Source organism: Actinomadura sp. NPDC048032 (assembly GCF_040653175.1).
Classification (GTDB): Bacteria; Actinomycetota; Actinomycetes; order Streptosporangiales; family Streptosporangiaceae; genus Spirillospora; species Spirillospora verrucosospora.
This window is the reverse complement of sequence record NZ_JBEZJP010000310.1, coordinates 1-9,988: the sequence shown is the minus strand read 5'-3', so window position 1 is coordinate 9,988 and position 9,988 is coordinate 1. Positions and strand designations below refer to the sequence as shown.

The window sequence follows — 9,988 nt, the reverse complement described above, 5'->3', positions numbered from 1 at the left end:
GGACGCCGGCGCGAACGGGAAGCGGCGCCGTCTCCGCCGCGGCGGGTTCGCGGCCGACACCGACGCCGGCGCGCTCCAGCGTCCGCGGCCGCCCGTGCGCCCGGCCCCGGAGGCGGGACGCCCCGCCGCGCGCACGCCGTCCGAGGCCCCGGACCGCGGTGAGGGCCGGCAGCTCAGGCGCCGCCCGGACGGGCCCTTCCCCCGTCACCTGCCGCGCCGCCTTCCGCGCAGGCAGGAGGCCCCGACGATGTTCGCGGAGCCGGTGGAGAGGCCCGACGCGCAGCCGCTCGCCGACCCGCGTCCCCGCCTCGACGATCTGCGCCGCCTGGCCCGCAAACGCGCCCTCGACTACCAGAACCGCCCCGCCGACGACTGACGGCGCCCCGCGCCTCGCGTCCGGATCGGTGCGGGCTCGGGCGGTCAGTTCTCGTCGCGGCCCTCTTCGCTGTCGATCACGCCGTCGACGTAGCCCCGGGCGTACTCCCAGCTGACGTAGTCGACGGGATCGGGGGAGAGCGCGGGCTCGTGCACGCGGGGGAGGCCCTCGTCGAGCAGGTGGCGCAGGTTGCCGTGCAGCAGCTCCCAGTCGATGTAGTGCATCTTGCCGCAGTCGCCGCAGTCGACCGTGAGGCCGCGCACCCCGAGCGGCTCCAGCAGGGCCCGGAAGACCTCCAGGTCGGCGAGGTCGGCCAGCACGTCCTCCCGCTCCGTCACGCTGAGCGGAGCGGTCTCGTCGCCCGGGTCGCCGAGCGCCGCCGCCGGATCCTCCGGATCTCCGGCGAACGGGTCGAGCGGAGCATCGTCGTGCACACCCCCACGCTACTGCGGGACGGCACGGGAGGTGCACCCCCCGGCCTCCTCCGTGCGCGAACGAGCGCGAAGGGCGCGTGCACGGAGGGGAATGCGAAGGAGCGCCCGGCGTGTTGGCAGATGTCATCAAGACCACGTGAGCGCCGCGCCCAAAGCCCGCCCGGCCGTCGGCCCAGCCCCTACCATGGGGACAGGGTCCCTTGTGACCTGGCCCGATGCCGCCACCACCATGGGAAGGTTGTCATGAACCCCGCCGCCGAGCCCGACAAGTTCCTCCCGCAGGGCCTGACCTTCGACGACGTGCTCCTGCTGCCGGGCTACTCCGACCTGCAGCCCGGCGAGGCCGACACCACGACCCGGCTGACCCGCGAGATCTCGCTGCGGATCCCGCTCGTCTCGGCGGCGATGGACACGGTGACCGAGGCCCGCACCGCGGTCGCGATGGCGCGCCAGGGCGGCATCGGCGTGCTGCACCGCAACATGTCGATCGAGGAGCAGGCCGCGGAGGCCGACCGGGTCAAGCGCTCCGAGGCCGGGATGATCACCAACCCGGTGACCTGCCTGCCGGACGCCACGCTCGCCGACGTCGAGGAGCTGTGCGCCCGCTACCGGATCTCCGGCGTGCCGGTCACCGACGTGCGCGGCGTGCTCGTCGGCATCGTGACCAACCGCGACATGCGCTTCGAGACGGACCTGTCGCGTTCCGTCCGCGAGGTGATGACGCCGATGCCGCTCATCACCGCCCCGGTGGACGTCTCCCGCGAGGAGGCGTTCCGCCTGCTCGCGGGCAACAAGGTGGAGAAGCTCCCGCTCGTCGACGGCGAGGGCCGCCTCAAGGGCCTGATCACCACCAAGGACTTCACCAAGAGCGAGCAGTACCCCGACTCCACCAAGGACGCCGACGGCCGCCTGCTCGTCGCCGCGGCCGTGGGCGTCGGCGAGGACGCGCTGCGCCGCGCCCGCGCCCTCATCGAGGCCGGCACCGACGTGATCATCGTGGACACGGCGCACGGCCACTCCAAGGGCGTCGCCGACACGATCGCCGCGATCAAGGGCAACTCGTCGGTCCAGGTCGTCGGCGGGAACGTCGCCACCGCGGCGGGCGCCCAGGTGCTGGTGGACGCGGGCGCCGACGCGATCAAGGTCGGGGTGGGCCCCGGCTCGATCTGCACCACCCGCATCGTCGCCGGCGTCGGCGTCCCGCAGATCACCGCGATCTTCGAGGCGGCCCGCGCGGCGAAGGCGGCGGGCGTCCCGGTGATCGGGGACGGCGGCCTGCAGTACTCGGGCGACATCGCCAAGGCCCTGGTCGCGGGCGCCGACACCGTGATGCTCGGCAGCCTGCTCGCCGGCGTCGAGGAGTCCCCGGGCGAGCTGATCTTCGTCCACGGCAAGCAGTACAAGTCCTACCGCGGCATGGGCTCGCTCGGCGCGATGCGCAACCGCGAGCGCGGCGCCTCCTACTCCAAGGACCGCTACGCCCAGGCCGACGTCAACGCCGAGGAGAAGCTGATCCCCGAGGGCGTCGAGGGCCAGGTTCCCTACCGCGGTCCCCTCGCCAACGTCGCGCACCAGCTCGTCGGCGGTCTCCACCAGTCGATGTGGTACGCGGGCACCCGCACCGTCCCCGAGCTCCAGGAGCGGGGCCAGCTCATGCGCATCAGCGTCGCGGGCCTGCGCGAGAGCCACCCGCACGACATCCAGATGACGGTGGAGGCCCCCAACTACCAGGGCCGGTGACCTGACGTAAGCTCTTCCGGGGCTTGGTCCCGCGAACCGCGGGAAGACCGATTCAGGTGGAGGAAGGGCGCAGTGGCTGCTGAGGTGGAGATCGGCCGTGGCAAGAGCGGCCGCCGGGCGTACGCCTTCGACGACATCGGCATCGTGCCGTCCCGCCGGACGCGCGATCCCGAGGAGGTCAGCGTCGCCTGGCAGATCGACGCCTACCGGTTCGACATGCCGCTGGTCGTCGCGCCGATGGACAGCGTCGTCAGCCCGGCGACGGCGATCGCCGTCGGACGGCTCGGCGGCCTGGCCGTGCTCGACCTCGAGGGGCTCTGGACGCGCTACGACGACCCGGGGCAGCTGCTCGCCGAGATCGCCTCGCTGGACGACGTCCGCGCCACCCAGCGGCTCCAGGAGATCTACTCCGAGCCGATCAAGGAGGAGCTGATCGGCCGCCGGATCGAGGAGGTCCGCGAGGCGGGCGTCACGGTCGCGGCGCGGCTGTCGCCGCAGCGCACGGCCCAGTTCCACAAGGCCGTGATCGACGCCGGCGTCGACCTGTTCGTGATCCGCGGGACGACCGTGTCCGCCGAGCACGTGTCGGGGCGGGCCGAGCCGCTGAACCTCAAGCAGTTCATCTACGACCTCGACGTCCCCGTGATCGTCGGCGGCTGCTCCACCTACACCGCGGCGCTGCACCTGATGCGCACCGGCGCGGCCGGCGTGCTGGTCGGGTTCGGCGGCGGCTCCGGGCACACGACGCGGACCGTCCTCGGCGTCGCCGTCCCGATGGCCACCGCGGTCGCCGACGTGGCCGCCGCCCGCCGCGACTACATGGACGAGTCCGGCGGCCGCTACGTGCACGTGATCGCCGACGGCGGCATGGTCAACAGCGGCGACATCGCCAAGGCGTTCGCCTGCGGCTCCGACGCCGTGATGGTCGGCTCCCCGTTCGCCCGCTCCACCGAGGCGCCCGGGCGCGGCTACCACTGGGGCAGCGAGGCCCACCACGGCGACGTCCCCCGCGGCACCCGCATCGAGATCGGCACGATCGGGACGATGGAGCAGATCCTGCACGGCCCGTCCCACGTCGCGGACGGCTCCATGAACCTCATCGGCGCGCTGCGCCGCTCGATGGCCACCGCGGGATACACCGAGCTGAAGGAGTTCCAGCGGGTCCAGGTCGTCGTGGCCCCCGGCCAGTCCACCGACTGAGAGCGACCCCACGCCCGTTCTTTCACATCTCGGTGTGAACCGGTCCTTACTCTTGGGTAAGAACCGTTCGGAAACCGAACCGCTGTGGGGGGATGCGCGATGACGGGATCACCGGTGACCGGTCTTGGAAGCTCGCGGCTCGGCCCGGCCGAGCGCGCGGCGGCGCTCGACCGCATGGCCCGCGAGGAGTTCGACGTGGTCGTCGTCGGCGGCGGCATCGTCGGCGCCGGCGCGGCGCTCGACGCGGCCACCCGGGGCCTGTCCGTGGCGGTGGTCGAGGCCCGCGACTTCGCGTCCGGCACGTCGTCCCGCTCGTCCAAGCTGATCCACGGCGGGCTGCGGTACCTGGAGCAGTACAACTTCGACCTCGTCCGGGAGGCGCTGACCGAGCGCTCGCTGCTGCTCCAGCAGATCGCGCCGCACCTCGTGCAGCCTGTCCCGTTCATGCTGCCGACCACGCACCGCGTGTGGGAGCGCGCTTACCTCGGGGCGGGCGTGGCCCTCTACGACGCGCTGGCCTTCCAGATGGGCAGCACGCGAGGCGTCCCGCACCACCGCCACCTGACGCGCCGCGGGGCGCTGCGCCTCGCGCCGTCCCTGCGCAAGGACGCCTTCACCGGGGCGATCCAGTACTGGGACGCGATGGTCGACGACGCCCGCTTCGTCATGACCGCCCTGCGGACGGCCGCGGAGTACGGCGCCCAGATCGCCTCGCGCACCCAGTGCCTGGGGTTCCTGCGCGAGGGGGAGCGCGTCACCGGCCTGCGCATCCGCGACCTTGAGGGCAACACGACCAGCGAGGTCCGCGCCAAGCAGGTCGTCAACGCCACCGGCGTGTGGACCGACGACATCCAGGAGCTCGTCGGCGGGCGCGGCCAGATCCACGTGAAGGCGTCCAAGGGCATCCACCTGGTGGTGCCCAAGGACCGCATCCACTCCGCAACCGGGATCATCCTGCGCACCGAGAAGTCGGTGCTGTTCGTGATCCCCTGGGGCCGCCACTGGATCATCGGCACCACCGACACCGCCTGGGACCTCGACCGGGCGCACCCCGCCGCGTCCAAGGCCGACATCGACTACGTCCTGGACCACGTCAACGCCGTCCTCACCACGCCGCTCACCCATGACGACGTGGAGGGCGTCTACGCGGGCCTGCGCCCCCTCCTCACCGGCGAGACCGAGGAGACGTCGAAGCTCTCCCGCGAGCACGTGGTCGCGCACCCCGTCCCGGGCCTCGTCCTCGTGGCGGGCGGCAAGTACACGACCTACCGGGTCATGGCCAAGGACGCCATCGACGCCGTCGCGCACGGCCTCGACGGCAAGGTCGCCGAGTCCTGCACCGACCGCATCCCGCTCGTGGGCGGCGACGGCTTCCAGGCCATGTGGAACGCGCGGCACCGCCTCGCCTCGCGCTCCGGCCTGCACGTCGCCCGGATCGAGCACCTGCTGCGCCGCTACGGGACGCTCCTGGACGACCTGCTCGAACTCATCTCCGACAGGCCCGACCTCGCCAAGCCGCTGGACGGCGCCGACGACTACCTGCGCGCCGAGGTCGTCTACGCCGCCACCCACGAGGGCGCCCGCCACCTCAACGACGTCCTCGCCCGCCGCACCCGCATCTCCATCGAGACGTGGGACCGCGGCGTCGGCGTCGCCCAGGAGGCCGCCGACCTTCTCGCGCCCGTCCTCGGCTGGTCCAAGAAGCAGCGCGACCGCGAGATCGAGTACTACCGCAAGCGCGTCGAGGCCGAGCGCGCCTCCCAGACCCAGGACGGCGACCAGGAGGCCGACGCCCGCCGCCGGGGCGCCCCCGAGATCGTCCCCGTGGCGACCCCCTGACCCGGGCGCCGGCGGTTCAGGGCCGGGGCCGTCCCTGCACGAGCGTCTTGCCGGTGCTGTAGAGGTCGGCCGGGACCCGGACGGGGTCGAGGAGGTGCTGGAAGGCCAGGCCGAAGTCGAGGGCCATGGTCAGGGTGGCGCGGTCGCCCGGGGTCGGCTCGCCCGGGGCCGGGCCGTCGGGGGCGGAGCCGTCGGCGGGCTCCAGTTCCCGGGCCAGCTGTTCCCGGCGTTCGGCGTACCAGTCGGCGATGCGCCACCCGGCGGCGTAGTCGCGCATCCCGTAGAGCCAGAACTCGACCAGGAGGAGGGCGAGGCGGCGGGGGGCCTCGTCGGAGTCGCGGCGGGACGGGCGGCCGGTGCGGTCGGCGTCCTCGGCGGCGGCGCGGAGCTCGTCGCAGACGTCGGTGCGGGTGCGGGCGCTGGTGATGCGCTCCATGAGGGCGAGGAGCAGGTCGGTCTTGCCCGCGAAGTTGGAGTAGACGGCGCCCTTGGTGAGTCCGGCGGCCGCCGCGATGTCGTCGAGCGAGGCGCCGTGGATGCCGCGCTCGGCCCAGAGGCGCTCGGCGGCGGCGAGCAGGGCGGCGCGGGTCTGCTCGCGGCGGTCCCGGCGCGCGCCGGGGCGGGCGGCGCCGCTCTCGGGTGTGTGGCCGCGGGCATGCGTCATCGCTGTCCCTCCCCTGGGCAGCGCCGCCCCCCGACGGCGCTGAGATTCTCCTCCTGCTTTCGGGATACACCGGGTGGGGGCGGTCAGTCTCCGACTTGCACAACTCCACCCGGCTTGGAACGGTCCGTTCGGTAGCGGTCATCACTCGCGGACGGAAGCCGCGGGGAGCGCGACCGGAGATAGCGCCCCGAGTGGGGCGAATCACTGCAAGTAGCGCATTACTTGCGGGTAGCCAAACTGGGCGGGTGGTCATACCCTGCCTGCATGGCATCCCCGACGGTTCCCGCCGAAGGCGCGGCAGGCTCTGCCGAAGGCGCGGCGAACACTGCCGAAGGCGCGGCGGACTCTGCCACGGGCGCGGCAGAGCACACGCTTCCCCGGACTCTGGTCGACCGGCTGGTCTCGCACGTCGCCTCGGACGGCGCCGAGACCGCGACGATCCCGAGCCCCTTCACCGGTGAGCCCCTCGCGACCGTTCCGCTGTCGAGCCCCGAGGACGTCCGGGCCGCCTACGAGCGGGCGCGCGAGGCCCAGCGGGCCTGGGCGGCGCTGCCCGCGGGGGAGCGCGCCAAGCCCTTCCTGCGGCTCGCGGGCGCGCTCGTCGACCGGCGCGCGGAGATCCTCGACATCATCCAGCTGGAGACCGGCAAGGCGCGCCGGCACGCGATGGAGGAGTTCCTCGACGTCGCGCTGTGCTCGCTCTACTACGCCCGGCGGGCGCCGCGGCTGCTGAAGCCCCGCCGCCGCAAGGGGATGATGCCGGGGCTGACCCGCGTCCAGGAACTGCGGCACCCGAAGGGCGTCGTGGCGCTGATCGCGCCGTGGAACTACCCGTTCGCGCTCGGCGCCAGCGACATCGCTCCGGCGCTGATGGCGGGCAACGCGGTCGTCCACAAGCCCGACACCCAGACGTGCCTGTCCAGCCTGTGGGTGCTGGACCTGCTGGTCTCGCTCGGGCTGCCCCGCGACCTCTGGCAGATCGTCGTCGGCGATCCCGCCGAGATCGGCGACCCGCTGGTGGACGACGCCGACTACGTCTCGTTCACCGGCTCCACGCGCGGGGGCAAGGCGATCGCGGAGAAGGTGGCGCCGCGGCTGGTCGCCTACTCGCTGGAGCTCGGCGGCAAGAACCCGATGATCGTCATGCCGGACGCCGACGTCGAGCGCGCCGCGCGCGGCGCCGTCCGCGCGTGCTTCACCAACGCCGGCCAGCTGTGCATCTCGATCGAGCGGATGTACGTCCACGAGGACGTCTACGACCGGTTCGTGCCGCGGTTCGTCGAACTCGTCAAGGGCATGCGGCTCGGCACCGGCCTGGACTTCGACGCCGAGATGGGCTCGCTGACCCACAAGCGCCAGCTGGACGCGGTGACGGCGCACGTGGACCAGGCCGTCAAGGAGGGCGCGACCGTTCTGACCGGCGGGAAGGCCCGTCCCGACGTCGGCCCGCTGTTCTACGAGCCGACGGTCCTCGCGGACGTCACCGGCGACATGGACCTGTGCGCGAACGAGACGTTCGGCCCCGTCGTCGCGGTCTACAAGTACCGGGACGAGGACGAGGTCGTCGCCCGCGCCAACGACACGCCCTACGGGCTGAACGCGTCGGTGTGGACGAAGAACCCGGCGCGGGGCCGCCGCCTGGCCGCCCGCATCCAGGCGGGGACGGTCAACATCAACGACGGCTACGGCGCCGCCTACGCCTCCTACGACTCCCCGATGGGGGGGATGAAGCAGTCGGGCGTGGGACGCCGCCACGGGGCCGAGGGGCTGCTGAAGTTCACCGAGGTCCAGACCGTCGCGAGCCAGCACTTCATGGACCTGGAGCCGCCCGGCGCGATCGGCTACGACACCTTCGCCGACTACATGGCCACCGGCATCAAGCTCATGAAGAAGCTGCGGATCAAGTAGGGATCTCCTGTGAAGCATGACTTCGACGTGCTCGTCGTCGGGTCGGGGTTCGGCGGCAGCGTCGCGGCGCTCCGGCTGACCGAGAAGGGCTACCGGGTCGGCGTCATCGAGGCCGGCCGCCGCTTCGACACGAACCCGGACGGCGCGCCGGGGTCCCGCTATCCGGAGCTGCCGAAGACGAACTGGCGCATCGCCCGCTACCTGTGGGCGCCCGCGCTCGGCCTGACCGGCATGCAGCGGATGCACCTCATCCGCGGCGCGAAGTCGAGCCGCGTGATGGTGCTGGCGGGCGCGGGCGTCGGCGGCGGATCGCTCAACTACGCCAACACGCTGTACGTCCCGCCGGAGCCGTTCTTCAAGGACCGGCAGTGGGCGCACATCACCGACTGGCGGGACGAGCTGGCGCCCTACTACGAGCAGGCCAAGCGCATGCTCGGCGTCGTCCGGAACCCGACGACGACGGCGGCCGACAAGGTCATGAAGCGGGTCGCCGACCGGATGGGCAAGGGCGAGACCTTCGTCAAGACGCCGGTCGGCGTCTACTTCGGGAGCGGCGCCGGGATCGAGAGCGCCGACCCCTACTTCGGCGGGGCGGGCCCGCGCCGGCGCGGCTGCCTGGAGTGCGGCGAGTGCATGGTGGGCTGCCGTCACGGCGCGAAGAACATGCTGACGGAGAACTACCTGTACCTGGCCGAGAGGGCGGGCGCCCGGGTGATGCCGCTCAGCCGCGTCACCTCGGTGCGGCCGCGCGCCGGCGGCGGGTACGAGGTCGAGATCGTCCGCACGGGCTCGTTCGGCCGCAACCGCAAGACGCTCACCGCCGAGCAGGTCGTGTTCGCCGCCGGCACCTACGGGACGCAGAAGCTCCTGCACAAGCTCAAGTCGACCGGGCTGCTGCCGCGCCTGTCCGACCGGCTCGGCGCCCTGACCCGCACCAACTCCGAGGCGATCCTCGGCGGCGGGCGCCGCAACGGCAGGCCGGGGCCGGACTTCTCCGAGGGCGTGGCGATCACGTCGTCGTTCCACCCGACGCCGGACACCCATATCGAGCCCGTCCGGTACGGCCGGGGCTCGAACCTGCTCGCCTCCCTCCAGACCCTCCTGGTGGACGGCGACCGGCCGGGCGAGCGGCACACGCCCCGGATCCGCAAGTTCGCCCGCGAGGTGCTGCGCAAGCCGGGCGACCTCCTCCAGCTCTTCGACGTCCGCCACTGGTCGGAGCGCACGGTCATCGCCCTGGTCATGCAGACCCGCGACAACTCGATCACGCTGCGGCCGAGGAAGGGCCCGTTCGGCTGGGACGTCCGCGCGACGGCCGGGCACGGCGAGCCGAACCCGACGTGGATCCCCGAGGGGCACGAGGCGACCCGCCGGATCGCCGAGGAGATCGGCGGCATCCCGGGCGGCGCCTGGGGCGACCTGTTCGACATCCCGATGACCGCGCACTTCCTCGGCGGCTGCGCCATCGGCGACTCCGCCGAGACGGGGGTGATCGACCCCTACCACCGCGTGTACGGGCACCCGGGCCTGCACGTCGTGGACGGCTCCGCCGTCTCGGCCAACCTGGGCGTCAACCCGTCCCTCACCATCACGGCGCAGGCCGAGCGGGCCATGGCGTTCTGGCCGAACCGCTCGGAGGACGACCCGCGTCCCGCGCTCGGCGACTCCTACCGTCGCGTGGCCCCCGTCGTCCCGAAGAACCCGGCCGTCCCGGCCGAGGCCCCCGCCGCCCTGAGGCTCCCTATCGTCGGCATCACCTGAGGACGAGTCCCCGCCCACCTTGATCCGCGAGATCCCGTCCGGCTTTCGGAGATCGACCAGCCCGTA

7 protein-coding genes and 1 pseudogene are annotated in these 9,988 nt (G+C 72.8%); 6 read left to right on the top strand and 2 right to left on the bottom strand.

Translation table 11 applies throughout. From position 1 onward, the window contains the following. Window positions 1-376, top strand: a pseudogene (locus AB0C69_RS30365) (hypothetical protein); the annotation flags it as partial. Window positions 377-420: 44 nt separating this feature from the next. Here the strand turns inward: AB0C69_RS30365 and AB0C69_RS30360 are convergent. After that, a complete protein-coding gene (locus AB0C69_RS30360; protein WP_179845994.1) occupies window positions 421-810 on the bottom strand; it encodes a DUF5319 domain-containing protein in 390 nt (129 codons plus the stop codon). A 243-nt stretch (window positions 811-1,053) separates the two neighbouring features. Between AB0C69_RS30360 and guaB the strand changes: the two genes are divergently transcribed. The 3 genes from guaB (at window position 1,054) to glpD (ending at window position 5,589) form a co-directional block, all read left to right on the top strand. Further along, window positions 1,054-2,550 carry an IMP dehydrogenase gene (gene guaB, locus AB0C69_RS30355; RefSeq protein WP_353834541.1) on the top strand — a complete coding sequence of 499 codons (1,497 nt, stop codon included), beginning with the start codon at window positions 1,054-1,056 and terminating at the stop codon, window positions 2,548-2,550. A gap of 84 nt (window positions 2,551-2,634) precedes the next feature. Beyond that, window positions 2,635-3,750: a GuaB3 family IMP dehydrogenase-related protein gene (locus AB0C69_RS30350; protein WP_345176832.1), complete on the top strand. Its 1,116-nt coding sequence runs from the start codon at window positions 2,635-2,637 to the stop codon at window positions 3,748-3,750. A gap of 99 nt (window positions 3,751-3,849) precedes the next feature. Beyond that, the gene (gene glpD / locus AB0C69_RS30345) at window positions 3,850-5,589 is read left to right on the top strand and encodes a glycerol-3-phosphate dehydrogenase (RefSeq protein WP_360358500.1); all 1,740 of its coding nucleotides are present in this window, start codon (window positions 3,850-3,852) and stop codon (window positions 5,587-5,589) included. A gap of 16 nt (window positions 5,590-5,605) precedes the next feature. Here the strand turns inward: glpD and AB0C69_RS30340 are convergent, their stop codons facing one another. Next, window positions 5,606-6,253: a helix-turn-helix domain-containing protein gene (locus tag AB0C69_RS30340; RefSeq protein WP_345176532.1), complete on the bottom strand. Its 648-nt coding sequence runs from the start codon at window positions 6,251-6,253 to the stop codon at window positions 5,606-5,608. Window positions 6,254-6,517: 264 nt separating this feature from the next. On the opposite strand from AB0C69_RS30340, the gene AB0C69_RS30335 reads away from it, so the two are divergent. Both AB0C69_RS30335 and AB0C69_RS30330 read left to right on the top strand, forming a co-directional pair. Continuing rightward, on the top strand, window positions 6,518-8,161 hold the full coding sequence (locus AB0C69_RS30335; RefSeq protein ID WP_360358499.1) for a succinic semialdehyde dehydrogenase: 1,644 nt from the start codon (window positions 6,518-6,520) through the stop codon (window positions 8,159-8,161). A gap of 9 nt (window positions 8,162-8,170) precedes the next feature. After that, window positions 8,171-9,922, top strand: a complete 1,752-nt coding sequence (locus AB0C69_RS30330) for a GMC family oxidoreductase (protein ID WP_360358498.1) — start codon at window positions 8,171-8,173, stop codon at window positions 9,920-9,922. Window positions 9,923-9,988: the final 66 nt, after the last annotated feature.

What these genes read in the sequence shown, in the direction of transcription:
- AB0C69_RS30340 (WP_345176532.1), bottom strand. Translation starts at nt 6,253, where the DNA reads ATGACGCATGCCCGCGGCCACACACCCGAGAGCGGCGCCGCCCGCCCC.
- AB0C69_RS30335 (WP_360358499.1), top strand. Translation starts at nt 6,518, where the DNA reads ATGGCATCCCCGACGGTTCCCGCCGAAGGCGCGGCAGGCTCTGCCGAA.
- guaB (WP_353834541.1), top strand. Translation starts at nt 1,054, where the DNA reads ATGAACCCCGCCGCCGAGCCCGACAAGTTCCTCCCGCAGGGCCTGACC.
- glpD (WP_360358500.1), top strand. Translation starts at nt 3,850, where the DNA reads ATGACGGGATCACCGGTGACCGGTCTTGGAAGCTCGCGGCTCGGCCCG.